This is a genomic window from Pelagibacterium sp. (genome assembly GCF_965249125.1).
Taxonomy (GTDB): Bacteria; Pseudomonadota; Alphaproteobacteria; order Rhizobiales; family Devosiaceae; genus Pelagibacterium.
This window is the reverse complement of sequence record NZ_OZ252217.1, coordinates 486,045-512,876: the sequence shown is the minus strand read 5'-3', so window position 1 is coordinate 512,876 and position 26,832 is coordinate 486,045. Positions and strand designations below refer to the sequence as shown.

The 26,832-nt window shown below is 61.3% G+C and carries 26 protein-coding genes and 1 riboswitch; of the genes, 16 read left to right on the top strand and 10 right to left on the bottom strand.

The features are described 5' to 3' along the window. The first annotated feature begins 28 nt into the window (after positions 1-28). Both flhA and ACP148_RS02520 read left to right on the top strand, forming a co-directional pair. Entirely contained in the window at positions 29-2,152 is a 2,124-nt protein-coding gene (gene flhA / locus ACP148_RS02525; RefSeq protein ID WP_421951049.1) for a flagellar biosynthesis protein FlhA, read from the top strand. Positions 2,153-2,217: 65 nt separating this feature from the next. Further along, entirely contained in the window at positions 2,218-3,222 is a 1,005-nt protein-coding gene (locus ACP148_RS02520) for a zinc-binding metallopeptidase family protein (protein ID WP_421951048.1), read from the top strand. A gap of 135 nt (positions 3,223-3,357) precedes the next feature. Here ACP148_RS02520 and ACP148_RS02515 read toward each other — a convergent pair whose 3' ends face one another. Further along, the gene (locus ACP148_RS02515; protein ID WP_421951047.1) at positions 3,358-4,494 is read right to left on the bottom strand and encodes a hypothetical protein; all 1,137 of its coding nucleotides are present in this window, start codon (positions 4,492-4,494) and stop codon (positions 3,358-3,360) included. Positions 4,495-4,655: 161 nt separating this feature from the next. Then, positions 4,656-5,228, bottom strand: coding sequence for a DUF1134 domain-containing protein (locus ACP148_RS02510; RefSeq protein ID WP_421951046.1), 573 nt, complete (start codon positions 5,226-5,228; stop codon positions 4,656-4,658). A 127-nt stretch (positions 5,229-5,355) separates the two neighbouring features. Here ACP148_RS02510 and ACP148_RS02505 point away from each other — a divergent pair, with 127 nt between their 5' ends. From ACP148_RS02505 to ACP148_RS02490, 4 genes are all read left to right on the top strand, one after another. Beyond that, on the top strand, positions 5,356-5,859 hold the full coding sequence (locus ACP148_RS02505) for a YHS domain-containing (seleno)protein (protein WP_421951045.1): 504 nt from the start codon (positions 5,356-5,358) through the stop codon (positions 5,857-5,859). A gap of 98 nt (positions 5,860-5,957) precedes the next feature. Next, positions 5,958-6,617, top strand: coding sequence for a histidine phosphotransferase ChpT (gene chpT / locus ACP148_RS02500; protein WP_421951044.1), 660 nt, complete (start codon positions 5,958-5,960; stop codon positions 6,615-6,617). A gap of 154 nt (positions 6,618-6,771) precedes the next feature. Further along, positions 6,772-7,119, top strand: coding sequence for a response regulator (locus tag ACP148_RS02495; RefSeq protein ID WP_425033617.1), 348 nt, complete (start codon positions 6,772-6,774; stop codon positions 7,117-7,119). A 273-nt stretch (positions 7,120-7,392) separates the two neighbouring features. Next, entirely contained in the window at positions 7,393-8,184 is a 792-nt protein-coding gene (locus ACP148_RS02490; protein WP_421951042.1) for a DUF2189 domain-containing protein, read from the top strand. Between the two features lie 69 nt (positions 8,185-8,253). On the opposite strand, the gene ctrA is transcribed toward ACP148_RS02490, so the two are convergent. Continuing rightward, entirely contained in the window at positions 8,254-8,955 is a 702-nt protein-coding gene (ctrA, locus tag ACP148_RS02485) for a response regulator transcription factor CtrA (RefSeq protein ID WP_014131573.1), read from the bottom strand. A 402-nt stretch (positions 8,956-9,357) separates the two neighbouring features. On the opposite strand from ctrA, the gene fliI reads away from it, so the two are divergent. From fliI to ACP148_RS02465, 4 genes are all read left to right on the top strand, one after another. After that, positions 9,358-10,692, top strand: a complete 1,335-nt coding sequence (fliI, locus tag ACP148_RS02480) for a flagellar protein export ATPase FliI (protein WP_421951041.1) — start codon at positions 9,358-9,360, stop codon at positions 10,690-10,692. A gap of 19 nt (positions 10,693-10,711) precedes the next feature. Next, entirely contained in the window at positions 10,712-11,122 is a 411-nt protein-coding gene (fliJ, locus tag ACP148_RS02475; protein WP_338609489.1) for a flagellar export protein FliJ, read from the top strand. Positions 11,123-11,136: 14 nt separating this feature from the next. Beyond that, the gene (locus tag ACP148_RS02470) at positions 11,137-11,469 is read left to right on the top strand and encodes an MmcQ/YjbR family DNA-binding protein (RefSeq protein WP_421951040.1); all 333 of its coding nucleotides are present in this window, start codon (positions 11,137-11,139) and stop codon (positions 11,467-11,469) included. 102 nt (positions 11,470-11,571) lie between these two features. After that, a complete protein-coding gene (locus ACP148_RS02465) occupies positions 11,572-12,951 on the top strand; it encodes an L-serine ammonia-lyase (RefSeq protein ID WP_421951039.1) in 1,380 nt (459 codons plus the stop codon). Between the two features lie 18 nt (positions 12,952-12,969). Here ACP148_RS02465 and ACP148_RS02460 read toward each other — a convergent pair whose 3' ends face one another. After that, positions 12,970-13,320 (bottom strand): DUF6476 family protein, encoded by a 351-nt coding sequence (locus ACP148_RS02460; protein ID WP_421951038.1) that lies wholly within the window; start codon positions 13,318-13,320, stop codon positions 12,970-12,972. On the opposite strand from ACP148_RS02460, the gene ACP148_RS02455 reads away from it, so the two are divergent. Continuing rightward, a complete protein-coding gene (locus tag ACP148_RS02455) occupies positions 13,319-14,329 on the top strand; it encodes an RluA family pseudouridine synthase (RefSeq protein ID WP_421951037.1) in 1,011 nt (336 codons plus the stop codon). The genes ACP148_RS02460 and ACP148_RS02455 overlap by 2 nt on opposite strands. 185 nt (positions 14,330-14,514) lie before the next feature. Beyond that, positions 14,515-15,393: an RNA polymerase sigma factor RpoH gene (gene rpoH / locus ACP148_RS02450; RefSeq protein ID WP_421951036.1), complete on the top strand. Its 879-nt coding sequence runs from the start codon at positions 14,515-14,517 to the stop codon at positions 15,391-15,393. Between the two features lie 26 nt (positions 15,394-15,419). Here rpoH and ACP148_RS02445 read toward each other — a convergent pair whose 3' ends face one another. Together ACP148_RS02445 and ACP148_RS02440 are read right to left on the bottom strand one after the other, a co-directional pair. Next, a complete protein-coding gene (locus ACP148_RS02445; RefSeq protein WP_421951035.1) occupies positions 15,420-15,863 on the bottom strand; it encodes an SRPBCC family protein in 444 nt (147 codons plus the stop codon). Beyond that, positions 15,853-16,530 (bottom strand): thiamine diphosphokinase, encoded by a 678-nt coding sequence (locus tag ACP148_RS02440; RefSeq protein ID WP_425033085.1) that lies wholly within the window; start codon positions 16,528-16,530, stop codon positions 15,853-15,855. Before ACP148_RS02440 ends, ACP148_RS02445 begins: the two co-directional genes overlap by 11 nt. A gap of 53 nt (positions 16,531-16,583) precedes the next feature. Then, a riboswitch (TPP riboswitch) is annotated at positions 16,584-16,682 on the top strand. Between the two features lie 95 nt (positions 16,683-16,777). Between ACP148_RS02440 and thiB the strand changes: the two genes are divergently transcribed. From thiB to ACP148_RS02425, 3 genes are read left to right on the top strand one after another with little or no spacing between them, the layout of a single operon-like run. Next, positions 16,778-17,797, top strand: coding sequence for a thiamine ABC transporter substrate binding subunit (thiB, locus tag ACP148_RS02435; RefSeq protein ID WP_421951033.1), 1,020 nt, complete (start codon positions 16,778-16,780; stop codon positions 17,795-17,797). Between the two features lie 5 nt (positions 17,798-17,802). Continuing rightward, positions 17,803-19,401 carry a hypothetical protein gene (locus tag ACP148_RS02430; protein ID WP_421951032.1) on the top strand — a complete coding sequence of 533 codons (1,599 nt, stop codon included), beginning with the start codon at positions 17,803-17,805 and terminating at the stop codon, positions 19,399-19,401. Continuing rightward, positions 19,388-20,020: an ATP-binding cassette domain-containing protein gene (locus ACP148_RS02425; RefSeq protein ID WP_421951031.1), complete on the top strand. Its 633-nt coding sequence runs from the start codon at positions 19,388-19,390 to the stop codon at positions 20,018-20,020. The genes ACP148_RS02430 and ACP148_RS02425 overlap by 14 nt, the downstream gene beginning before the upstream one ends. Positions 20,021-20,027: 7 nt before the next feature. Here ACP148_RS02425 and ACP148_RS02420 read toward each other — a convergent pair whose 3' ends face one another. Then, a complete protein-coding gene (locus ACP148_RS02420) occupies positions 20,028-22,205 on the bottom strand; it encodes a hypothetical protein (protein ID WP_421951030.1) in 2,178 nt (725 codons plus the stop codon). 58 nt (positions 22,206-22,263) lie between these two features. Further along, positions 22,264-23,553, bottom strand: a complete 1,290-nt coding sequence (locus tag ACP148_RS02415; RefSeq protein ID WP_421951029.1) for an adenylosuccinate synthase — start codon at positions 23,551-23,553, stop codon at positions 22,264-22,266. A gap of 186 nt (positions 23,554-23,739) precedes the next feature. Here ACP148_RS02415 and ACP148_RS02410 point away from each other — a divergent pair, with 186 nt between their 5' ends. Further along, positions 23,740-24,660 carry a DMT family transporter gene (locus tag ACP148_RS02410; protein WP_421951028.1) on the top strand — a complete coding sequence of 307 codons (921 nt, stop codon included), beginning with the start codon at positions 23,740-23,742 and terminating at the stop codon, positions 24,658-24,660. Between the two features lie 82 nt (positions 24,661-24,742). On the opposite strand, the gene serA is transcribed toward ACP148_RS02410, so the two are convergent. Together serA and ACP148_RS02400 are read right to left on the bottom strand one after the other, a co-directional pair. Beyond that, positions 24,743-26,332 carry a phosphoglycerate dehydrogenase gene (serA, locus tag ACP148_RS02405; protein WP_421951027.1) on the bottom strand — a complete coding sequence of 530 codons (1,590 nt, stop codon included), beginning with the start codon at positions 26,330-26,332 and terminating at the stop codon, positions 24,743-24,745. Between the two features lie 49 nt (positions 26,333-26,381). Next, a complete protein-coding gene (locus ACP148_RS02400) occupies positions 26,382-26,831 on the bottom strand; it encodes an L-alanine exporter AlaE (RefSeq protein WP_421951026.1) in 450 nt (149 codons plus the stop codon). Position 26,832 lies beyond the last annotated feature (1 nt).

Genomic DNA, 26,832 nt, shown 5'->3' with positions numbered 1-26,832 from the left:
CACTCCATCGGGAACCATCCGCCACACGATGACCGAAACGACCACCACAACTGCCTCTGGCCCTTTGGGCCGCGTCAACGAAATCGTCGAAATCATCCGCCAGTCCAATGCCGGGCTGGCGATTGGCGTTGTGATTATCCTTGCCGTGCTCATCCTGCCGATGCCGGCAATGCTGCTCGATATTCTTCTGGCGTTTTCGATGGTCTTTTCGGTCATGATCCTCATGACCGCTTTGTTCATCCAGACACCGCTCGAATTTTCGGCCTTTCCCACAGTCCTTCTGGTCTCGGCCATGTTCCGGCTGGCGCTCAACCTCGCCTCGACCCGTCTTATTCTCGCCGACGGGCACGAAGGCACGGCCGCGGCTGGCAACGTCATCGAGGCCTTCGGCAATTTCGTCACCCGCGGTAATTTCATCATCGGGGTGATCGTCTTTGCGATCCTGCTGATCGTCAATTTTATCGTCATCACCAAGGGCTCGGGCCGCATCGCCGAAGTCGCGGCCCGCTTCAACCTCGACGCCATGCCCGGCAAGCAGATGGCGATCGACGCCGATTTGTCCGCGGGGCTGATCGATGAGGTCGAAGCAAAGAACCGCCGCAAGACGCTCGAAGACGAAAGCTCGTTTTTCGGCGCTATGGACGGTGCCTCCAAATTCGTGCGCGGCGATGCGATCGCCGGCCTGCTCATCACCTTCATCAACGTCATCGCCGGCATCATCATCGGCATGATGCAGATGGGCCTGACCATCCAGGAAGCCAGCTCGAACTATTCGCTTCTTACCATCGGCGACGGACTGGTCAGCCAGATCCCGGCGCTTATCGTATCCACGGCAGCCGGCATTCTTGTCTCCAAGGCAGGCGTTTCGGGCTCGGCCAACCAGGCGCTCAGCACCCAGTTCACATCCTACCCCGTGGCCCTGGGCATGAGCTCGGGCGTCATGTTCGCCATGGCGCTTGTTCCCGGCATGCCACTCATCCCTTTCCTGACCCTTGGCAGCGCCGTCGGCTACCTTGCCTGGACATCGGCCAGAAAGCAGAAGGCCGAACGGGCCGTTACAGAGCAGGAAAAGGTGGTCGAGCAGGCCCGCCAGGTCGCGGCCGCCCCCACCGAAGCCCCGATCACCGACAGCCTCAAGATCGATGAACTCAAGCTCGAACTCGGTTACGGCCTTCTCAGCCTGGTCAAGGAAGACGATTCGGGCACCGACCGGCTCACCGAACAGATAAAGGCGCTGCGCCGCCAACTTGCCACCGAACTGGGCTTTGTCATGCCCTCCGTGCGCATTCTCGACAACATGCAGCTCGAGCCCAACATCTACAAGATCAAGATCAAGGAGGTTGAGGCCGGCAATGGCGAGGTCCATGCGAGCCAGCTCATGGTCATGGACCCCTATGGCAACAAGATCACCCTGCCCGGCCAGCATACGGTCGAACCGACCTTCGGGTTGCCCGCCGCCTGGATCGACGCCGCGCTGCGCGACGAGGCCGAAGTGCAGGGCCTGACCATCGTCGATCCCTCCACGGTGATCTCGACCCATCTCACCGAAGTGCTCAAGGCCAATACGGCTGATCTGTTGAGCTACGCCAACGTCCAGTCCCTCTTGTCCGGGCTCGACAAGGACCAGCAGAAACTGGTCGAGGACATTGTCCCCTCGCTCATTTCGGTCTCGGGCATTCAGCGCGTGCTCCAGGGCCTACTGGCCGAGCGCGTGTCGATCCGCGATCTGCCCACCATTCTCGAAGGGGTTGCCGAAGTGGCGGGTTCGGCCCGCAGCACCGGCCAGATCATCGAGCATGTCCGCGCTCGTCTGGCCCGGCAGATCTGCGCCGCCAATCTGGGCATGGACGGCAATCTGCCGCTCCTTACCCTCTCGCCGAACTGGGAGCGCGATTTCGCCGAAGCCATGATCGGCGAAGGCGAAGAACGCCACCTCGCCATGGCGCCCTCCAAGCTCCAGCAATTCATCGCTGGCATCCAGAACGGGTTCGAGAACGCCGCCCAGATGGGCGAAATCCCGGTCCTCATCACCTCGCCCAACATCCGTCCCCACGTGCGTGCCATCATCGAACGCTTCCGCCCCCAAACCGTCGTCATGAGCCAAAACGAGGTCCACCCCCGCATCAGACTGCGTACGGTGGGCAGCATCTAGGGCCTGCCGCAAGGAACCGGGCGCCGTCGGGGGCGTTGCAGCAGTGAACGCCATCGGAGGCAGCAATGCGCCTTTTTACCTGCCCCAACTGCCGCCAGACGGTCTATTTCGACAACACCGCATGCGGCCAATGCGGCACCGCGATAGGCTACGATCCTGCCGCCAACGCCATGGTCGCCATTTCCGACAGTTCGTCTTATTGTGCCAATGCCGAGCACGGCGCCTGCAACTGGATCGCGCGTGCCGGCGGCTTTTGCACCGCCTGCCGTCACAACGAGACGGTTCCCGACATCTCCGATGCCGAAAACCTTTCCGATTGGCAGATCCTCGAACGCGCGAAAAAGCGCCTGTTCTACAGCATCATCCGTCTCGGCCTGCCGCTAATCACCAGGGATGAGGACTCCCAGCGCGGCCTCACCTTCAATTTCCTCGCCGATACCAACGGCGAGACGGTGATGACCGGCCACCACAATGGCGTCATCACGATTGCCCTGGCCGAAGCCGACGATGCCGAACGCGAACGGCGCCGTGCTGAACTGGGAGAGCCCTATCGCACCCTGCTCGGCCATTTCCGGCACGAAACCGCTCACTACTATTGGGATCTTCTGGTCAGCCGCACTGACTGGCTCGAGCGATGCCGCGCCACTTTCGGCAATGACGCCGCTGACTACCACGAAGCCCTCAAAATCCACTATGCCAATGGAGCGCCGCCCGATTGGCCGCAGCGCTTCGTATCCTCATACGCCAGTTCCCACCCCTGGGAGGATTTCGCGGAAACCTGGGCCCACTATCTCCACATCGCCGACACGCTTGAGACTGCACGCAGCCTGGGCGTGTCCACAGAACCGATGCGCGACCGCTCCGGCGAACTGTCCACCGATGTCGATTTCGACCCCTATCGCACGACCGATGCCCGGCGTCTGACCGAAGCCTGGGTCGGGGTCAGCGTCATGCTCAACGAGCTCAACCGCTCGATGGGCCTTCCCGACGCCTACCCCTTCGTTCTGTCCGGTCCCATCGTTGAAAAGATCGATTTCATCGCCCGGCTGGTGCACGCCGACCGGGCATGAAAAAGGGAGGCCGTCGCCTCCCTCTAGATTTGGGCAATTGAAGCGATTCAAGGAAGCGCTGAAATGCTTGTCTTATGACTTTGGTGCCCAGCAGGAAATATCCTGCTGGCATTTCGCCGGAGCGTGAAATGAACCCTACTGCGCGGCCCGATCGCGCATCGCCAGCATGCGATCGGAAACCGACCCGCCGGACGCTGTCTGATCGCTCGGTTCGAGGTCTTCAACGTCCATGCTGTCGGCGGCGAACTTGCGGACCTTGTCGAATAGACTCTCTGTCAGCCCCGTACTGTCTTCCGCATCGCCCGCATAGACCAGCCGTGAAACATCCGAAGCGATGGTTTCCAGGCGCGAACGCAGCACCGCGGCATCGAACCGCCCGGTGTCCCAATCCTTCATGATGGCCTCCTCAAGTCCGGTCACCGCAGTTTTGAGCAATTCGCTCTGTTCTGCCTGGGAGAAATCCTCCGCCAGCAGCCGCCGCGTTCCCCCCGCTTGCGCTTCCGGGCCTTCGTCGGAAGAATCGGTAAGAAGTGCGTTGAGCCGGCTTTCAGCGCCTGAAATCCGGGCCTCGGCCCGCCGAAGATCGAGGCGCGCCTCGCTTTCGGGATCGTTCTGGGACAGCGTATCGCGCAGCATGGCGATCGCTTCGTCCTTGAGCCCGCTCTTTTTCTTCTTTTCCAGCCGCGTCAGAAGCATGCGCGTCTGGTCTTCGAGATAGCCGTTGCGCTGGCGCTCGATATTGAGCGCTGTGAGCAGATCCTCGACGTCGGCACGATAATCGCCAGTCAGTTGTTCCCCGGTGATCGCTTCACCTGCGTCGGGCATCAGGTCGGGGTCGATATCGGAATAATCCACATCGGACTGGCGCAACCGCGCAGCAAGCGCCGCCGAGTCGCGCTCGATATCGCGGATACGGGCGACAAGTTCCTGTTCACGTGTCTGGAGCGATCCGATTGCCGCATACTGCTCGTCGCGCTCGGTGCGCAGCGCCGCCAATTCGGTCATCGCCGCATCGAGGGCCACGACATTTCCTGAAATCTGATTGCGCAGGGCGTCGATCTTGAGCTGATGCTTGCGCAGCGTGATGGCAAATTCGGCCCGCAGCTTGTCCTTGTCGGCGCGGAATTCGGCAAGCGTGACCGGGGTCGCCGCTTCGATCCTGCGCTTGGTCAGCCGGACGGCGCGACGCCAGAACGCCGGAGCGATGGCGATGGCCAACAAGGCCGCCGCCAGGAACCCGAGCGTGAAATACATCGCATTCTCAATGACCATACGCCTCTCCCCTGGCGGGAAGCCCTGCCCGTAATATGCCGCCGAACCCCATCCGGCGCTACCAAGTGTTGCAGGTAACCTTACTCGATCAAATCGGGGGCGTCATCTCACAGCTGTGACATGACGTCAGGCAACCCTCACCCTCTCAGAACTTGTTGAGATCAGAATGGGTTCCAGGTCGGCTCGCGCGTGAAATTGAGGTATCCGACAGCCACGCCGGCCCGCAGCCCGACGCCCGAGCTGATCGGCACCACATAGATGTCGTTGAGCTTGAGCGCGGTCATGCCGATGCCGCCGACCGCAAAGATCGAACCTTCAACGCCCGGATAGCGGTCGTAGATCGATTCTACTGAAGGCAGGTTGTAAACCAGCATCATCACCCGGCTGCCGTCGGCACCGATGTTGAGTCCCAGGCTCGGACCCTGCCAGAATACCTGATGGGTGCCCGCATTGCGGGTGTACATGGTGCCGTCGCCATATTTGGCGCCGATGAACAGCGCACCGCCGCCCTCCTGCCCCAGAATGTAGGCATTTGGCTGGCCATACTGCTCGAAGGCCTGCTCGATCACCGACGCCAGACCCTGGGCGACCGACCCGAAGAACTGATGGCCGGCCGAAAGGATTTCGTCGCTCGAATAGGTGTCAGACAGCGATCCCTGCTGGGCACTGGCCGGCGCGGCGCCGAAAACAAGGCCCAGAGAAAGAACCAGTGCTGCCAAGAAGCGATTCATCATCAAAATATGTGCTCCCACTTCGCGCGTAAAAAATTCGCGATATGCGTCCCGGTTAACCAAGGCCAAACGGCCCTGCGCTAGGATCGACCGGCCCGCCCCCAACAGCATAGCGGTTCATTGAGCGATAATGCGGCAAATAGGTAAACAAATCTTAACCCTTACAAAGTCTTACACGACTTTCTGCCTGCTTTTTCTCGCGCTGGGCCTCGCTACGGCGGCGCCCGCACAGGAAAAATCCATTATCACCAATGCCCTGACCGGGGTCGCGCTTTCAGGCTTCGATCCCATAGCCTATTTCACAGAGAACGCCGCCTTGCAGGGATCGCCGGTCAACGAATTGGAATGGAACGGCGTCACCTGGTATTTTGTCTCCGCCGCCAACAGGGACATATTTGCCGCAAACCCGGAGATCTATGCGCCCATTTTCGGCGGCCATTGTGCCATGGCCATGGCACGCGGGCACCTTTCCGACGGCAATCCGCAGATTTTCCGCATAGTCGGCGGGCGGCTGATGCTGTTTTATTCCATAGGCAACCGCGCAGCATTCGATATGGCTCCTGGCGCCGCGCTGGCGACGGCGGCCGCAAATTGGAACGCATTGCCCGAGCGTCGTGCGGCCCAGAGCCGGTAGAGCACGGTGCGCAAGATAAACTTGGCGTTGCTCTGCCCCACTTGCACAGTAAAGTGCTTTGAAAATTGATTCGAACAACCAAGAGCGAGAATTTGGCCATGACGAGCATAGTCGAACTGAGCGCGCCGGACCTTGCCGCAATGCTGTGCTCGCGTGTCTGCCACGACCTCATCAATCCCGTGGGCGCCATCGGCAACGGGCTTGAAGTGCTCGCCGACCCCACCCAGGTCGATATGCAGGCTTTTGCCAAGGAGTTGATCGAAAATTCCACCCGCCAGGCCCGCGCAAAGCTTGAATTTGCCCGCCTCGCCTTTGGCGCATCCTCGACCGCCGGCACCGATATCGACACCCGCGAGGCCGATCGGGTGGCAACGCTCCTGATGGCCGGGGAAAAGGCCGACCTCGACTGGAAGGTCACCCCGATGCTGCTTCCCAAGAACAAGGCCAAACTGCTGCTCAACATGCTGCTGATCGTCGTCGCCGGCGTTCCGCGCGGCGGCACGGTCACCGTCGAGGTGGAAGGTGATCCCGGGGCCGAGAGCTTCACCATCACCGCGACCGGTCCCAAGACCCTGATCCCCAATGCCGTTCAGGGCCTTCTTGCCGGCACACCCGAGGAAGGCAGCGTCGACGCCCGTGGCATCCAGCCCTTTTATACGGGTCTTCTCGCTCGCCAGTCCCATATGGGGCTCAACCTCGCCCTTGATGGCGAAATCCTGCGCTTCACCGCCGATCCGCTTTCGCACACCATCGACTAGGCCCTCGAACAATAAGATCAGCGCGCCCAACCATGGATGCGCGGCAGCGAAAATTGCGCGCCTTTCCCATTCGATAACCATTGGGGCGGTAAACTCTTGCCGATCCCCGGCACACATCGCTTGGGAAGATGAGGGATGAACCCATAAATCGTGCCTGATCGTTGACGATTCCAGCGTCATCCGCAAAGTCGCGCGGCGCATTCTCGAAGACATGGATTTCATTGTCGACGAGGCCGAGGACGGGCAGGAAGCATACGAAAAATGCGCCCAGGAAATGCCCGACGTCATTCTTCTCGACTGGCAGATGCCCATCATGAGCGGTCTCGAATTTCTCAAGACCCTGCGCGGTTATACCGGCGGCGACAAGCCAAAGATCGTCTATTGCCTTGCCGAGCGCGACATCGGTCACATCGCCATGGCCCGCAAGGCCGGTGCCAACGACCACATGCTCAAGCCCTTTGACCAGCAGACGCTGGAGTCCAAATTCCAGCCCTTCGTCTAGGGTAAGCCGCTACCTCTTAGCCGGTTCGGAAGCTTGATAAAACAAGGACTTAGGGCAATTAAAGCGAATCCAGGACCGCTGAAGGGCTTTGGCGGATGTTCCGGATCGGATCCGACGCAAATTTATGTGACGGGGCATCCCGCAATCCTGCCAAATACTGTATGCTTGAGCTGTTGCGTTTACCCGTGGTGGTAACGCTCCGTGCAGCGCGGTGTGCCCGCGCCCCGGGGGAAAAGCGAGGCACCGCGCTCCTTGTGAACCGAGGAGATAAGCATGCCCGTGCATTCCAATCCCGCCCTTGTCCAGGACAATGCGTCAGAACGCACCATCCGCACAATTTCAACGGGTGACGTTTTCGACGCCCTTGGCCGCGGCATTTCCGACTTCTGGCGCCATCCGTCCCATTACCTGTTTCTTGCTCTCATCTACCCGGCCGTCGGCATCGTGCTGGCCGTATGGAGCGCCGGCGGCGCCACATTCCCTCTGCTTTATCCGTTGGCGACCGGCTTTGCGCTGATCGGCCCGCTCGCCGCCATTGGGCTTTACGAACTGAGCCGGCGGCGTGAACAGGGCGAGGACGACAGCCCCCGCCATGCCCTGGGCGTGCTCAGACATCCTGCCATCGGTTCGATCGTCGTTCTGGGTGCCATGCTGGCGGTGGTTTTCGCGCTCTGGCTGACGGCGGCCAGCGCCATCTACGACGCCCATTTCGGCACGAACCCGCCCGCAACGCTCATGGGGTTGTTCAACGAGACCTTTACCACCGCGCGGGGCTGGAGCCTGTTGTTGTGGGGCAATCTGGTCGGGCTTGGCTTTGCATTCTTTGTGCTCGCCACCACCGCGATCGCCTTCCCGCTGCTTGTCGATCACGGTGGCAGCGCTGGCGAAGCCATTGCTGTTTCGGTGCGTGCCTTCGTCGCCAATCCGGTTCAGATGACGATTTTCGGTCTTGTGGTCGCCATCATGCTGTTTGTCGCATCGCTGCCGCTCTTTGTCGGCCTAGCCTTGGCGTTGCCCATGCTCGGACATGCCACGTGGCACCTTTACCGCAAGCTGGTGATCTGAGCACCTGACGAACAAAGCCCGCGCGAGGGGATCGCACGGGCTTTCAATGTCCGACTTGGAAGGGGCCTATCAGGCGCTTTCGGCCAACTCGTTCTCGTCGGGCTCGCGCAGCACATAGCCGCGCCCCCATACTGTCTCGATATAGTTCTTGCCGGCCGTGGCCACCGAGAGCTTCTTGCGCAGTTTGCAGATGAAAACGTCGATGATCTTCAGTTCCGGCTCGTCCATCCCGCCATAGAGATGATTGAGGAACATTTCCTTGGTGAGCGTCGTGCCCTTGCGCAGCGAAAGCAGCTCGAGCATCTGGTATTCCTTGCCCGTCAGGTGCACCCGCTGGCCGCCCACTTCGACGGTCTTGGTGTCGAGGTTGACGGAAAGATCGCCGGTGTTGATGACCGACTGCGCATGCCCCTTGGACCGGCGCACGATGGCGTGAATGCGGGCAACCAGCTCGTCCTTGTGGAACGGCTTGGTCATATAGTCGTCGGCGCCGAAACCCAGGCCTCGTACCTTGTCTTCGATCCCTGCCAGACCGGAAAGGATGAGGATGGGGGTCTGAACCTTCGCAACGCGCAGCGTGCGCAGCACTTCATACCCGCTCATGTCCGGCAGATTGAGGTCAAGCAGAATGATGTCGTAATCATAGAGCTTGCCAAGATCGACACCTTCCTCACCGAGGTCGGTGGTGTACGCATTGAAACTCTCGGATTTGAGCATCAGTTCGATGCTCTGCGCTGTCGCGCTGTCGTCCTCTATCAAGAGCACACGCATGCCAATCCCCTTAAATCCAACAAGTCCCTGCTGGGACCGGGCGCTCAGCTCGATCCCGACGCCCTTAACCAAACCCTACTGGGTACGATTCGAAGCTACCGGTAATTAGTTAACAAAGTTTAATTCAGTCGGGCAATATGCGAGTTGCATTAACTGAACAAGGTGTTAACTCGTTGAAATATAAGGATAAACTGAACGATTTTTTCTTAATGCATAACGTTAAGAAAGCCCTTCAAGCGACTCTTGGGACTCATTGAACCGGGTCTGAAAGGGGAAAGCGGACGCGCGCCAGTGCGCGGCGAAAAAATTTGCTCAACTTTCGGCAATATCGCCATAACCTTAAGGATGAGTTACCAATGTGGCCAATTCTTGATGCGAATCATATCCCCGGGAGAGGCCGCGGTGCAGTCCCTGATCTCCGACATTGAGGCAATCGACGAGATCGAGGTCTTCGGTCGGGTCAAGACCGTGCAGGGTCTGCTCATCGAAGTCGTCGGCCCGGTGCGCGAACTGCGCGTCGGCGGCCGCGTAACCATCGAGACTCAGAACGGCTCCCATCTTGCCTGCGAGATCATCGGTTTTCGCGATGGCCTGGCCCTGTGCCTGCCCTGCGGCCCCGTCGAGGGCGTAAGGCTCGGCTGCAAGGCGGTGTTTGCCGGCCATGACGGCGCCGTCTATCCCGATCAATCCTGGCTCGGTCGTGTCCTCAACGCCGAAGCCAGGCCCATCGATGCGGGCGCGCCCCTGATGCGCGGCGCCGCGCCCTATCCACTGCGCAATCTTCCCCTGCCCGCCCACGAGCGCGGTCGCGTCGGCGGCCCCATCGATCTCGGCGTACGGTGTCTCAACACATTCACCACCTGTTGCGATGGCCAGCGCATGGGCATCTTCGCGGGCTCCGGCGTCGGCAAATCGGTCCTCATGAGCATGCTGGCCCGCAATACCGATGTGGACGTCTCCATTATCGGGCTGATCGGCGAACGTGGCCGCGAGGTCCAGGAATTCATCACCGAACAACTCGGCGAAGAGGGCATGAAAAAGGCCATCGTCGTTGTCGCCACCTCCGATGAATCAGCGTTGATGCGCCGCCAGGCTGCATATCTGACCGTTACCCTTGCCGAATATTTCCGTGACCGCGGCAAGCGCGTTCTGTGCATGATGGACAGCCTCACCCGCTTTGCCATGGCCCAGCGCGAGATCGGCCTGGCCACCGGCGAGCCGCCCACAGCGAAGGGCTACCCCCCAACCGTCTTCACAGAATTGCCACGTTTGTTGGAACGCGCCGGCCCCGGCTTGGTAAATTCGGGCTCTGTTACCGGTCTATTTACCGTTTTGGTGGAAGGTGATGATCACAATGAGCCCATTGCGGACGCCGTTCGCGGCATTCTCGATGGTCACATTGTGATGGAGCGATCCATTGCCGAACGGGGACGCTATCCTGCCGTCAATGTTCTTCGCTCTGTCTCGCGCACCATGCCCGGATGCGTGCCGGAGGATTTCCGGCCCACTTTGAGCAAGGCGCGCGAGTTGATGTCGGTTTACGCCGACATGGAGGAGCTGATCCGGCTGGGGGCTTACCGGAAAGGATCGGATCCCAAGGTTGACCGCGCCATCGCGCTCAACCCGGCGCTGGAGGCGTTTTTGAGCCAGCGATCGGATGAGCGGACCAATATCGCCGACGGCTACAATCTGCTGGCGACGATTCTGGGAACGGCTGGAGCGGGAGACGCGGCTTGATGAGTAAGGAGTACAAGTCATGAAGTCCAAGAGCGCGAGCCTGATCCGACTCAAGAAGTTTCAGGTGGACGAGAAGCGCCGCCAGGTCCTCCAGATCGAGACCATGGTCGCCGATTTCGAGCGCATGGCCGCCGAACTCGACCAGCAGATCGACATCGAGCATAAAAAGACCGGCATTTCCGACGTCGCCCATTTCGCCTATTCGACCTTCGCCAAGGCCGCCATCACCCGCCGCGACAATCTCTTGACCTCGGCCGGGGACATGAAGGGCAAGCTTGAAGCCGCCCAGGACGAACTGGCCGAAGCCATCGAAGACCTCAAGAAGGTCGAACTTCTCGACGCGCGCGAACACCAGCGTGAAAAAGACGAGCAGCAAAAGCGCGAACAGGCCGAGTTCGACGAAATCGGGCGCCTCCGCTACCGCCGCTAATTCAGGAAGACGTCATGGATTTCGATGACGTCTTTGCAATTGCCTCCACCTTCCCCGGCGTCGTTCGATCCACCAGCTATGGCACCCCGGCCATCAAACTGGGCACAAAATTCCTGCTCCGCGAGCGCGAACCGGGCATTCTCGCTCTCCAGCGCCCTTCGATCGACGAACGCGACATGCTGATCGAAGCCGATCCCGACCTGTTCTTCATCACCGATCATTATCGCGACTACCGCTATGTCCTGATCCACATGGATCGCCTCACGCCCGAACATTTCCGCGTGATCTTTGAAACGATTTGGCGCGAAAAGGCGACCAAGGCACAGATTTCCGCCTATGACCGCTGATCATCGCGCAATGATCCCGCCAATATCGGCTTGACGAGCGCAATAATTTTCTATTCCCTCTGTCGAACACGAACCACTCGACCTCTGAGGGGATGGCCAGGCATGTTCGTCTCGGTGTTTGACGTCTTCAAGATCAGTGTCGGCCCGTCATCCTCCCACACGATGGGCCCGATGCTCGCAGCCGCGCGCTTTCTCGATACGATCCGAACCATCGATCCCCTCGATGGCGCGCGCCTGCAAATCACCCTTTACGGCTCGCTCGCCTTCACCGGCGTGGGCCACGGCACCAATGCAGCTGTCCTTGCCGGCTGTCTGGGGTTCGAGCCCGAAACCTACGACCGCAACAAGGTCGAAACAGCTCTCGCCGAACTTGCCACGTGTAAGATCATCGAACCCGCTGCCGGTTGGCCCGTTGCGCTCGATCCCGACACCGACCTGATCATCGACCGCAAGACCCGTCTCGACACCCATCCCAACGGCATGAGCTTTGCGCTGCTCGATGCCGATGGCGAGACCATCACCGAGGAAACCTATTTCTCCATCGGCGGTGGCTTCGTCAAAACCCTCGCCGAAATCGAAGCCGGGGACATGCCCGCCAGCCCGGCCGACGATGTGCCCTTTCCCTTCGCCAATGCCGAACAGATGCTGGAGATGGGTGCCGCCGCAAACCTCTCCATCGCCGAGATGAAGCGGCGCAACGAATGCGCCCGGCTTGATGGTGAAGCCTTCTCCCAGCGCCTCATGGAAATATGGCAGGTCATGGATGCCTGCATCACCCGTGGCCTTGCCGCGACCGGCGAACTGCCCGGTGGCCTGAAAGTCAAACGCCGCGCTCGCGCCATTTTCGAAAACCTCTCGGGCAAGGCCGGCGCCAACGACATGCCGCTCCACTCGGCCATCGACTGGCTCTCGGCCTATGCAATGGCCGTCAACGAGGAGAACGCCGCCGGCGGGCAGGTCGTGACCGCGCCAACCAACGGCGCGGCGGGAGTATTTCCCGCCGTCCTGCGCTACTACCTCTCCCACGTCCCCGGCGCCACGCGCGAAAAAATCCCCGAAATGCTGCTGGTTGGCGCGGCGATTGGCGGTCTCATCAAATACAACGCCTCGATTTCCGGCGCTGAAGTCGGCTGTCAGGGCGAAGTGGGCTCCGCATCGGCCATGGCCGCTGCAGCGCTGTGCTCAGCGCTCGGCGGCACCAATGCCCAGATCGAAAACGCAGCCGAAATCGCTCTCGAACATCATCTGGGCATGACCTGCGACCCCATAAAGGGCCTTGTTCAAGTGCCCTGCATCGAGCGCAACGGCCTCGGTGCGGTAAAAGCCGTCGCCGCCGCGTCCCTCGCCATGCAGGGCGACGGCAGCCACATCGTGCCGCTCGATGCCTGCATCGAAACCATGCGCCAGACCGGCAAGGACATGGACGAGCGCTATAAGGAAACCTCGCTCGGCGGACTGAGCGTCGCCGTGCCCGACTGCTGAAGTCGGTCAGCAAAAACGCTACTCGGCCACCACAGAAATCTCGCGCACCATCTCCCCGGTCTCGCCGTCGAAAATCCGGATCGCCTGCCCGCTCTGTGCGTCATAGGTAACGGTCACCAACCCGTCCTGCACCTGCGCCGAAATCACCTGCGCACCCTGTGGCAAGCCGATCGATTGCAGCGCGTACTGGTCGGCCACCTCACCGCCCATAGTGGCCAGACGATAGACAACCGCCAGCACAACCGCCATAAACCCCACCATCATGACGAGCATGGACAGCCCCGCCCGCCGGCGGGCTTTGGCCATCACCGCTTCGGCCTCCGGGCTCAAAGGCTCGTCCTTGTCGAAATTGGTTTGAGGATCGGTCATGGCGGGCAGTCAGCTCCAACAGGATAGGCACGACGCCACCGTCCTCGAACCCGAGGCCGGCACGCGGCTCGATGCGTTTCTGGCCTCCCGCTTCCCTCTCTTTTCGCGCAACCGCATCAAGGACTTGATCCTTTTGGGCGCGGTCAGCGTGGATGGGACGACCAACGATGTGCCCAAATATCGTGTCAGGACCGGCGAGTCCATCACTCTCGCCGCCCCTGAACCCGTCGAAGCCGAACCCCGGCCCCAGGATATCGCGCTCAACATCCTCTTCGAGGACGAATATCTCATCGTCATAGATAAACCTGCCGGCATGGTCGTGCATCCTGCTCCCGGCAATGAGGAGGGAACTCTGGTCAACGCTCTCATCCACCATTGCGGCGACAGCCTGCGCGGTATCGGCGGGGTCAAACGCCCCGGTATCGTCCACCGGCTCGATAAGGACACCTCCGGTGTCATGGTCGCCGCCAAGACCGAGCAGGCCCATAACGGGCTCGCCGCCCAATTCGCCGACCACGGACGCACCGGTCCGTTGGAACGTGCCTACACCGCCTTCGTCTGGGGCATCCCCAACCCGCTGGTCGGCACGATCGAAACCATGATCGGTCGCGACCCTAACAACCGCCTCAAGCAATCGGTATCGCCACGCGAGGGGCGCGAGGCCATCACCCATTATCGCGTTGAAGGCCGCTTCAGCGACGACAAATGGTCAGTGTCCCAGGTCCAGTGCCGGCTCGAAACCGGCCGCACCCACCAGATCCGGGTACACATGGCCCATATCGGCCACCCGCTCATCGGCGACGGCGTTTACGGGTCGGCTTTTGCAACAAAGATCAATACGGTGCCCGAAGATGTCAGGCACACCATAAGATCCCTGAGCCGGCAGGCGCTTCACGCCGCAATCCTTGGGTTTGCCCATCCCGTAACGGGCCAGACACTCAGGTTCGAAAGCCCGCTTCCGCCAGACCTTGCCGACCTCGCAACAAAGCTCGTGCCTTATGCGTTGTAAGATTGAAACATTCGCCAAGAGACCATGCGTTCCGCGAATACCATATTTTCGCGGACGAGGGGTGTAATCGCCAAAATCAGACCTATATTCACCCCGATTATGTCCGCAAACGTGCCGCAAAGGGCGTCGATGCGGACTATAACCCGCCGGAGACACCCGGGGGTTTACGAGAGGGGGTGCTAGAAATGGCCCAATCCAATCTTCCTGTTTTGAGCTCCGAAAGCGGGCTGAACCGCTATCTGCAGGAAATCCGCAAGTTTCCAATGCTCGACCCTGACGAGGAATTCATGCTCGCCAAGCGGTACAAGGAGCATTCCGATCCCCAGGCGGCCCAGAAACTCATCACGTCCCATTTGCGTCTTGTGGCCAAGATCGCCATGGGCTATCGCGGCTATGGCCTGCCCATTTCCGAGGTGATCTCGGAGGGCAATGTCGGCCTGATGCAGGCGGTAAAGCGCTTCGAGCCCGACAAGGGGTTCCGGCTGGCTACATATGCCATGTGGTGGATCCGCGCCTCGATCCAGGAATATGTCCTGCGCTCGTGGTCGCTGGTCAAGATCGGCACCACCGCCGCCCAGAAACGCCTGTTCTTCAACCTGCGCCGGCTGAAGGGCCAGATCGCCGCGCTCGATGACGGCAGTCTCCATCCCGACCAGATCAAGCAGATCGCCACGACCCTCAACGTCACCGAGGACGATGTGGTCTCGATGAACCAGCGCCTGACCGGCGATGCCTCGCTCAACGCCCCCATGCGGGCCGACGAGGGCACCAGCCAATGGCAGGACTGGCTGATCGACGATGTGCCCGATCAGGAAGAAGTCCTTGGCGACAGTCAGGAATATGACGAGCGCATGGGGCTTCTCGAAGGCGCCATGGAAGTGCTCAACGACCGCGAAAGGGCGATCTTCAAGGCCCGCCGCCTGCAGGAAAGCCCTTCGACCCTCGAGGAACTGGCCCAGGAATACGACGTCTCGCGCGAACGTATCCGCCAGATCGAGGTTCGAGCCTTTGAAAAGGTGCAGGACGCCGTCAAGGAAGCCGCGCGGACCCAGACCGCGCATTAAAGAAACTCAAAGCAGCGGTCCCGCGGTCAGCCAAGGTCTTCGACAAGCCGCTTGAGCTTGGCGAGGTCCTTGCGATTGGCCGCCCGCATCGCCGATGCCATGATCGGAGCGGTAAGTCTGGCAAAGCCCGCCGGCTCCCCGCTATTGCGCAATATCATGCGCGTTCGCCGATCCGATATCGCCTCGAACCGGTAGCTCGTCTGCATCGGGAAGGGGCCCTGCGTCGTCCGCATCACCAGCCGCTCATCTGCCACACATTCGACCACCTCATAGGTATAGGCCAATCGTCGTCCCAGAAATTGGGCGACAAAATCGAGCCGACTGCCAACCGCAAGCGGTGGATCGGTGCGCCAGGTGATTGATTTGATATTGGCATACCAGAGCGGCGCGTTATCGGGGTCCATCGCATAGCCTGCGACAGCCTCAAGGGGCGCCTCCATCTCGATCGACGTCTCGACATCAACGGCCATTACCGATTTCCCATCCGCCAAGCACGATTCCCAGCAGGCCTTTGTCAACGATTAGCAGCCAGGGATCCTGCACGCCAGGTGCCACCGCGATTTCAATAACATCCTCGATTGCCTGGTTCGAGGTGCCGATTGCCTGTCCCTGCGCCATTTCCAGGCCGTCCAGCCGATAGAGCAGGCCCTTTGAGCCGGCAAACAGCGTCCGCCCCAGCGGATAGATCGAAACCCGCTCCCCCGCGCCGATCCTGAGCGTAACTGACCCCGCAACGCCTATCGCCAGATCGTGCCCGTCGATCAGAATGATCCGTCGTTCGCTCGCGTGACGCGCCACCGCATGGAGCGCCGCCAGCGTGTGGTCGAACCGCCCACCGGTCATGCCCAGCGCCAGCGTTACCGGCGCGCGTGTCGAATAGAGGCACTTTTCGAAATCGGTGGTGTCTTGTTCGGAAAGCGTCACTATTCTCGTTACCGCCGGAAATCGCGTCCGGTCGGCAACCGAATCCATGTCCCCGATCACCGCATCGGGCACCAGCCCCGCCCCCATCAGGATATCCCCGCCCCGGTCGGCCCCCACCAGCCCGCCAACCCGCCCCGCGAGTTCTGCCAGCATGCCCGCATCGACCTCGCCGCCGCCCACGATGAGCAGCGGGCCGTCGAAGACGAGCGGCACCCCGTTTTCCCCCGCGCCGTCTTGCACTGGACCTTGCCCGCCTATAGTGTCGCCTCGTCTCGCTGGGGTGTCTGTCCGAAAGGATGGGCTGAGAAAAACCCATTGAACCTGAACCAGGTCATGCTGGCGGAGGAAGTTCGAGATGGCAAGGGCCACAAATGCCTCTGCCATTCAAAGCCTTTCCCCTCATCCATGGCCGCAATCTTGGCTCGGCGCCAGCAAAACCATTGGTTTTGCACGCCAAACAATGAGGAAACTCATGATTGCTTCCGTAAGGACGAGCCTGTGCGCGGTTGTGCTCGGAGCGCTCGCGCTCCCGGCTCTCGCCCAGGACAATTCAACGCTCACCATCTACACCTACGACGCCTTCGCCGCCGATTGGGGCCCTGGCCCCATGCTCAAGCAGGGCTTTGAGGCCCAGTGCAACTGCACCCTCAATTTCGTTTCCGCCGACGATTCGATCTCGGCCCTGCGCCGCGCCCAGCTCGAGGGCGAGGCAACCGGGGCCGACATCATCCTGGGGCTCGACACCGCCACAATCGGCGAAGGCAAGGCAACCGGCCTCTTCACCGAACACCAGCTCGACCTGCCCGATTTCGACATCCCGCTCGAATGGACAGACGAGGTCTTCGTACCCTTCGACTACGGCTATTTCGCCTTCGTCTACGACAGCCAGTCGCTTTCGACGCCTCCGGCAAGCTTTGAAGAGCTGACCGCGCTGCCCGAGGACTTCAAAATCGTCATCCAGGACCCGCGCTCGTCCACCCCCGGCCTGGGGCTGATCCTCTGGGTCAAGGCGCTCTATGGCGACGAGGCCCTCGGCATCTGGGAAGGGCTCGCCCCGCATGTCCTCACGGTTACCACCGGTTGGTCGGAATCCTACGATCTGTTCCTTTCCGGCGAGGCCGACATGGTTCTCTCCTACACGACCTCGCCGGCCTATCATCTCATCGCCGAGGGCGAAGACCGCTACCAGGCCGCAAAATTCGATGCTGGTCACTACACCCAGATCGAAGTCGCCGGCATCCTTGCCTCAAGCTCCAACCAAGAACTGGCGCGCGAGTTTTTGGCCTACCTCGTCACTCCCGAAGGCCAGTCACCATTGCCGGAGACCAACTGGATGTATCCGGTGCTCGAACCCCAAGGCGGGCTCCATCCCGGCTTTGCCGAAATGATCGATCCCCAGCCTGCCCTTCTGCTTGACGCTGACGAGGTCACCGCCAACACTCGGGCTTGGATTGAGGAAGCGTTCTCGACGCTGAGGTAGGAAAATTGGCCGGGATTCCCTCCACCTGGCGTCCCGGCCGCCGTTACGCCGGCGCATCGGTCGCCGCAATCGTCGCCATTCTGATCGCTGCCCTGCTGATCGCCCTTTGGGTTGCCGGGCAGCGCTTTGCAACCACCGGCTCCAGCGTCACCGGCATCGGCTATCTGCTGGTCACCTCGGCCATCCAGGCCGCCCTTTCGACACTGCTGTCGATCCTCGCGGGCGTGGCCCTGGCATGGACGCTCGATCGCCTGCGCTTTGCCGGCAGGGGCATCGTCATCGGCCTTCTGTCCACCGCGCTGGTCATGCCCTCCCTCGTGATCGTTTCAGGGCTCCTCGCCATCTGGGGCCGCAATGGCTGGGTCAATTTCGCGCTCGCCCCGTTCGGGCTGGAAACCGGCTCGTCGATCTTCGGGCTCGGCGGCATCATCGCCGCCCACGTCGTCCTCAACGGCGCCTTTTCGGCCCGCATCTTTATCGACAGGCTCGCCGCTATCCCGTCCGAAAAACTCAAGCTCGGCCGCAGTCTGGGATTGGGACCGGTTAAGCGCTTTGCCATCATCGATTTTCCCGCCCTCGCCGCCTCGATCCCCGGCGTGGCGGCAACCATCTTCCTTTTGTGCTTCACGAGCTTCCCGATCGTTCTGACCCTGGGCGGCGGCCCGGCCAACCAGACCCTCGAAGTGGCCATCTACCAGGCCGTGCGCCTCGATTTCGACCTCGGCGCCGCCGTCAACCTTGCCATCGTGCAACTGATCGTCTGCGCCGCCATCATCATCCCCGCCTCGACCCTTTCGCCAGCCGCCAGCCTGTTTGGCGCACAGAGCCATATCCACTGGCCAGAACGCGCTGTGCTCACCGGCATCCAGCGTATCGTGCTCGCCGCCCTTCTCGCGGGCTTCCTCACGCCCCTGATCGCCGTTCTGGGCGAAGGCTTCGGCGCGGTCTCCAATGTGCTCACCCAGGCCGCCTTTTGGCGTGCCGCATTCACCAGTCTGGTGATCGGTACGCTGAGCGCCCTGCTCGCCGTCGGCCTGGGCCTTGCACTTGGCATGGCGCGCGCCCTGCAAGCCAAAGGGTCTCCCTGGAGGGCAGTGCTCGGCCTTCCGGTGTTTGCCTATCTCGCCGTCCCGGCCGTCGTGCTGTCGCTGGGATTTTTCCTACTCGCCCGCTTGGCCGGCCTGCCGCCCACAGCCGCCGCACCGCCCGTCCTGGTCCTGGCCAACGCGCTCCTTGCCCTGCCCTTTGTCTTTGCCACCATCGCCCCGCCCCTCGAAGCGCTTACCCTGCGCCATCATCGCGTCATCCGCTCGCTGGGCATTTCCTCATTCAGTCAATGGAGCCGCATCGAATGGCCGCTGCTCGGCCGGCCGATCGGCTACGCGCTCGCCGTCGCCTTCGTTTTCTCCCTGGGGGACCTGGGGGTTATTTCCCTGTTTGGAACGTCCGAGTTTTCCACCCTGCCCTGGCTGATGTATCGCGCCCTGGGCGCCTATCGCACCAATGACGCCGAGGCCATCGCGGCAGTCCTGCTGATCGTCAGCATTGCCGCCTTCATCCTCATCCCCAAACTCTTCGAGAAGCTGACACATGCTCGAGATTGACCGCCTGACCTTCAGCTATCGAGACGGAGAACCCGGATTCACGTTCAATATGAACATTGAGCCCGGAGAGATCGTCGGGCTGGTCGGCCCGTCCGGCGCGGGCAAATCAACCCTTTTCGATCTGATCGCGGGCTTTCTCGAACCCGCCTCCGGCGATATCCAACTCGCTGGCCGCACCCTATTGGGCCTGCCCCCGGAGGACCGGCCCGTCTCGATCCTTTTTCAATCGGACAATCTGTTCGAGCATCTGTCCACCGGAGCCAACGTGGCGCTTGGCCTGGGCGGCGTCACCAGGGCCAACGATGAAAGGGTGATTGCGGCGCTCGATCGGATGGGTCTGCCAGGCATGATTACGCGCCGTGCCGCCCAGCTCTCGGGGGGCCAGAAGCAGCGCGTGGCGCTGGCCCGTACCCTGTTGCGCAACCGGTCCATACTGCTGCTCGATGAACCTTTTACCGGGCTGGACGCCAAAACAGCCGCCCCCATCCGCGATCTCGTCACCCAGATCGTGCGTGCCAATGGCTGGCACGCCATCGTGGTTTCCCATCAGGCCGAGGATATCGAAGCGCTGGCGCACCGCACCTACCGGATCGAAAACGGACGCACGGTTCTGACTTGAAACGGCGCTACTCGCCCGCCGCCTCGGCCGGTCCATCCTCGGCTGCCGGTTCGGCGTCGCCATCTGCCGCTACATCGAGCTCTGCCCACGCCGCTAGGACGTCGCCAAAGATGGCATCGCCATCTTCACCTTTTTCAAGCGTAAGGATAGCACGGCGCCCGGTCCCATAGACCATGGCCAGATCTATCCATGCGCGATTCTCGAGCAGGTTGAGATTGTTCTCGACATCGAGGTCACTGGCGCTCGACAGCGCAAACAGGAACGAATTGCCCACGATCCGCGCCGAAGCGCCGGTCAAAGGCTGGCCCTGCACCAGTTCCTCGTTCTTGAGCAACACGCCGGGCAAATTGGCGATGGAACCGCCCACGAAGCTTTCGGCGACCGAGAAATTGACCTCCATGAGATGGCTGGCCGGCAGATTGACGTCCGCGTTGCGGCGCAACAGCACCTCCACGTCCAGATTGCGGGCCGGGATCGACGCTTCGGCGACAATCGTCGGATGACCCAACTCGTCGGTCCCGCGCGACCACTCAACGCTGCCCGTATACGGCACGGCACCCGCCGCACCGCCAGCCTGTTCCTCGAGCAGCAACGATTGCGGGCCATCGCTGGTTATCGCAACCCCGGGTTCGGCCGCGCTATCTCCGTCCGGGCTCGCGGGAGTTCCAGCTTCCGCCGGCAGGCGGTCTTCGAAGGTCGCTTCAGGTTCAGTCGGAGTTGTTGAAGGGGTTTCGGTCTCGGTGAAGGGCAACTCTTCGCCCGGCATGGCCGACCCGCTCACTTCGCCATCCGCGCTCGGCACGTCCGGGGTGGTATTGACCGCCGGCGTCTCGGTCTCCGCCGGTTGCTGGGGCACCTCCGCATCTGCGACTTCGGTCGTTTCCGGCTCCTGGTTCTGGGCAAAAACTGCGTTCAGGTCGATGAAACCCTCTCGCCAGGCCCAATATCCCGCCAGCCCGCCGCCGCCCAGCAGCAACACCGAAATCAGAAGAAAGATGGTAAACGCGCTAAAGCCGCCGCGCCCATCGGAATTGTCATCGTCATTAGCTTCTTCGACGTCTTCTGCGGCCGATGATGCCTGGGCGTCGTCGGCAGCCGTAGTCTCGCCGCGCGCCTCGCGGTCCAGCGCCGCAATCGCCCGGTCGATGGCCACCTGCGCATCGGAAACTTCAGGGCGGGCCAGAATGCCCGGCTCGAGATCCACTTCACGAACGCTCGACATCGCCGGTTCCGGCTCGGCGGCCACCTCGTGCGTTCCACTCAGCGGACGTCCGTGCAGGTCGATCAGCGGCACGCCACTGCGCGGCTGGGCGTCAGCCTCCGAAATAATGAAGTGCTTTTGCTCTGCCTGGGGGGCGGCATGTTCCTCGGGTTCAGCCGACGGCACAAAAGGGACGACCCGCTCATCTTCTTCGGGCTCGGTCGCCGAAGGTTCGATAAGGCCGGGCTCACTCGAAGCCCGTTCGGCCGAGGCGATGATATCCTCGATCGAACCCGGCCGGAATGACTCAGCTTCGGGCTCGGGCTCGGGCTCGGGCTCGGGCTCGGGCTCGGGCTCGGAAACCGCTTCCACGGTCTCGACTTCCAAGGAAGGTGAACTGTCGTCAGTCGGCGCAAATACCGGTGCTGGCTCGGAAGAAAACTGGTCTTCGTCGACGATACCGCTCTCATCGTCGCCTTCCGGCCAATCAGGCTGACCCTGAACAATTTCGGGCTCGTCGGCCTCGGGGCCGACGGTTTCGGGCACAGAGGGCTCGGGCGCGGCAACAAAGTCGTCGGCCGGAGGCGAAACAAAATCGTCGCTTTCGACAGGCTCCGGATCGATTTCAGGCTCGGCTACGGCCTCTGTCTCTTCGGGAGTTTCGTCACCGTCGACGAATTCGGCGAGCGGCTCGTCGGTCACATCCTCGACATCGGCCACGATCTCCGGCTCGACCTCGGTTTCCTCTACAGCCCGGAACCGTCCAAGAAGCCGTTCGGTCGCTTCGTGCTCGACCTCGCGAATACAGTCTTCGAGATTGAGCCGATGGGTCGTGATCTCGCGCGCCGGCAACGGCGGCTCGATGGCGCGCAACTGGGCCACCAATGCACTGCGCGCCTTTTCGTAAACCGCCCGGCGATTTGCCCCGGTATTGTCCGGCAGGGCATCGATCGCCTTGCGCAAGAGTTCACGATAGTCGGCCATATCTACTCAACATCACTTGTTGCCGGCATTAATCAAAGTTGTTTCTAAACAAGAAAATTCAATCTTGAAACGGGTCCTGGACCAAAATCGTGTCTTCGCGTTCCGGGCTTGTGGAGAGCATGGCCACGCTCGCGCCGATCAGTTCTTCGATCCGACGCACATATTTGATCGCCTGGGCGGGCAATTCGGCCCAGCTCCGGGCCCCTGCGGTCGTTTCTTTCCAGCCGTCCAGCGTTTCATAAATTGGCTTGACTCGACTTTGTGCCCCCATTGAGGCGGGCAGATAATCAATTCTTTGCCCGTCGAGCTCATAGCCCACGCAGACCTGGATTTCGTCCATGCCGTCCAGAACGTCGAGCTTGGTGAGCGCGATGCCGTGAATGCCCGAAGTGCGCACCGTCTGGCGAACGATGACCGCGTCGAACCACCCGCAGCGCCGCTTGCGGCCGGTCACGACCCCGAATTCATGCCCCTTTTCGCCGAGGAACTGGCCAATCTCATTGTCCTGTTCGCTCGGAAACGGTCCTTCGCCGACCCGCGTCGTATAGGCCTTGGTGATACCGAGCACATAGTCGATCGCCGCCGGCCCCAGTCCCGAGCCCGGAGCGGCCTGCCCGGCCACGGTGTTCGAGGAGGTCACGAACGGATAGGTGCCGTGGTCATTGTCGAGCAATGCGCCCTGCGCGCCCTCGAAAAGAATGCGCTCGCCGCGCTTGCGCCGCTCATCGAGCAGGTCCCACACCCGGTCCATGAACGGCAGGACCTTGTCGGCCACCGCCATCAGTTCGCTGTGGATGGCGTCTGCCGACACTTCAGCGGCTCCGATGCCGCGGCGCAGCGCGTTGTGATGGGACAAGAGACGCTCGATCTTGTCCATCAGCGTTTCGGGTTCGGCGAGATCGCATACCCGAATAGCGCGGCGGCCAACCTTGTCCTCATATGCCGGCCCGATGCCGCGGCGTGTCGTTCCGATCTTGAGCCCGGAATTTGAATCCTCGCGCAGCGCGTCGAGTTCGCGGTGCAGCGACAGGATCAGCGGAGCATTCTCGGCGATGCGCAGCACCTCCGGCGTCACCGAAATCCCCTGCCCGGCGATCTTTTCGACCTCGGAAACGAAGTGGTGCGGATCAACGACCACACCATTGCCGATCACCGAGAACTTGCCCCGCACCAGGCCCGAGGGCAGCAGCGAGAGCTTGTAGCTTACCCCGTCGATGACGAGCGTATGGCCGGCATTGTGTCCGCCCTGGTAGCGCACCACCACATCGGCGCGCTCGGAAAGCCAGTCAACGATCTTGCCCTTGCCCTCGTCGCCCCACTGCGAGCCAACCACCACAACATTCGCCATTTACGCCAATATCCTTTTCGTGCGCGCCACGTGCCGGCCGTCGCGGCCGGAGAACCCGGTGGAAAGAAATCTCTGTTTCACCACGGGCCGAAACGCTGATAAGTCCGGGTTCTATAAAGTACAAGGCCCGTTATGACAAAGTCCCCCGCCACCCCCGCATCCCCATCCAGTCCTTTTGCGCGGCTCATGGGCCAGCCCTACCTGCTCTTGACCCTGTCCGCCCTGTTCTGGGGCGCCAATATCATCGCGGGAAAATACGCCATCGGCGAACTCGATCCCTATGCGCTTTCGGTCATGCGCTGGCTCATGGCTTTCCTCATAATCCTCCCTTTCGCATGGTCGAGCCTTAAGGCCGAATGGGCGGAAATCCGCTGCGCCTGGGGCTGGCTGGCCTTTTACGGCATTCTGGGCTTCACCAGCTTCAACGTGCTGCTCTACGCTGCCACCACCTATACCGCCGCCGTCAATGTCGCCATGATCCAGGCGGCCATTCCCGTGCTGGTCATGGTCGGCAATTTCGCGATTTTCCGCGTTCGCGCCTCGGGGTTGCATATCGTGGGCGTCGTGCTCACCATCTATGGCGTCGTCCATGTCGCGACCCATGGCAGCCCGCTTCGCCTCGTCGGGCTCGACGTCAATATCGGCGACGCGCTGATGCTGCTCGCGGCGCTGTTTTACGCGCTGCACTCGCTCATGCTGCGCTACAAGCCGAAAATCGGCTGGCTGAGCTTTATCGCCAGCGCCAGTTTTTTCGCCATGCTCGCCGCGTTCGGCTATCAGTTCGCGTTCGGCACCGGCGCGGCGGGCCTTGTTGCCGAAGTGAGCACTATGAGCTGGCGCGGCTGGGCGGTCGTCCTCTACGTCGCCCTTTTGCCCTCCATTGTCGCCCAGATGACCTATGCCCGAGGGGTCGAGCTGATCGGCCCCAACCGGGGTAGCCTGTTCATCAACCTCATCCCCGTCTTCGGGGCCCTGCTTGCGGTCTTCATGCTCGGGGAAACCCTTGAAATGTTCCACATGGTCGCCGCTGCGTTCATCATTGCGGGGATCGGCATTGCCGAATATGCGGCCCGTCGCCATCTGCGCGATATCTTAAAGCCGCAATAGAGTGTTTTTTGTGGTTCGGAAGCGCGACAAACAACAAAAAAGGGCGGCATCTGCCGCCCTTTCAATATCGATGTGATCGGCCTTAAACCCCGAACACCAGCCGCTTGGCCTGCTTGACGCCCTCGAGCCCTTCGATCTGGGTCAACTCGCCATCGGTCAACTCGCTGTCGATCGACAGAAGCGCAATCGCGTCCTTGCCCTGCTCGACCCGGCCCAGGTTGAAGTTGGCGATATTGATGCCGAGCTGGCCCAGAAGCGTGCCCAGCCGCCCGATAAAGCCGGGCTTATCCTCATTGGTGATATAGAGCATGTGCGGAGTGACTTCCGCCTCGAGCGTGATGTTCTTGATTTCGACGATCCGCGGCGCCTTGGAGCCATAGACCGTACCGGCCACGCTGCGCTCCTGGCGTTCGGTCACGACAGTGAGCCGGATGAGGTTGTCATAGGCCCCAACCTGTTCGCGGTTGACCGTTTCAACGGCGATACCGCGATCCTTGGCCAGCGCCGGAGCCGAAACCATGTTGACGTCTTCAAGCAGCGGCTTGAGCACCCCGTTGAGCAGCGCCGCCACCATCGGACGCGTGTTGAGGTCGGAGACATCGCCCTCGAACTCGATGCGGATGCCCTTGATGCCGGTCTCGGTCAGTTGTCCTGCGAACGAACCCAGTAGTTCGGCCAGCTTGACGAACGGGGTCAGCTTGGGCGCTTCTTCCGCCGAAATCGAGGGGAAGTTGAGCGCGTTGGTGATTTCCCCGGTCACCAGATAGGCCGAAATCTGCTCGGCAACCTGCAGCGCGACATTTTCCTGCGCCTCGGTGGTCGAAGCGCCAAGGTGCGGCGTGCAGATCACATTGGCCATGCCGAACAGCGGATTGTCCTTGGCCGGCTCTTCAAGAAACACGTCGAGCGCCGCGCCGGCAACCTTGCCCGCCTCAAGCGCATCCTTGAGCGCCGCTTCGTCGATCAGCCCGCCGCGCGCGCAATTGATGATCCGCACGCCGTCCTTCATCTTGGCGATCGCCTCGGCCGAAATGATGTTGCGCGTCGCGTCGATCAGCGGCGTGTGCAGCGTGATGAAGTCGGCCTTTGCGAGCAATTCGTCGAGTTCGACCTTTTCGACACCCAGATCCACTGCGCGTTCGGGCGTAAGGAACGGGTCGAACGCGATGACCTTCATTTTCAGGCCCTGGGCGCGGTCGGCGACGATTGAGCCGATATTGCCCGCCCCGATCAGGCCCAGCGTCTTGTTGGTCACTTCAACGCCCATGAAGCGGTTCTTTTCCCACTTGGACGCCCGCGTCGACGCATCGGCTTCCGGGATCTGCCGCGCCAGCGCCAGCATCATCGAAATCGCGTGTTCGGCCGTGGTGATCGAATTGCCGAACGGGGTGTTCATCACGATCACGCCCTTGGCGGTCGCTGCCGGAATATCGACATTGTCCACCCCGATACCGGCGCGTCCGATCACCTTGAGATTGGTCGCATTGGCCAAAATCTTTTCGGTCACCTTGGTCGCCGAGCGGATGGCGAGCCCGTCATACTGCCCGATGATTTCGGCCAGCTTTTCCTTGTCCTTGCCCACATCGGGAAGGTAGTCGACCTCGACCCCGTTCGCCTTGAAAATCTCGATCGCCGCCGGGCTGATCTTGTCCGAAACCAATACCTTGGCCATGTCATAATCCTTGCTTCAAAAGGGCCTTCACGCCCGAAAATTGTCTATGTCAGCCGCCCAGCGACATCGGTTTCTGGCCCGGCCCCGTTAACCCGAACCGGCTGCGGACGAATTCGAGCCACAGTCCGTAGGGTCGCCCCAAAACCAGCATCAACCCCGCAAATCCGAGCGCTCCGGCAACGATCCCCACACCCCTTGCCCCGCCGGCAAAAATAATGAGCACGTAAATCGGCACCTGGAACGTCAGCAGCGCGATGGAATCCACGACCAATGTCGCTGTGGTGGATGCGGGGCTGGTGATCTTCAAGAACCAGTCCCGCCAATACCCGTAAGGCCGAGCGGTCAGAACCATGAGCGGAGCACCGATGGCGCGTGAGGTGGCCACTTCGGGCCAGCTCATGCCGGAAATGAACCGCTCGTTGAGCCCGCTGACGATGGTAAAGAAGATGACCAGCGCCAGCGTATCGGCAGCAAAACTCCTGAGCCGCTGGTTGGCCATC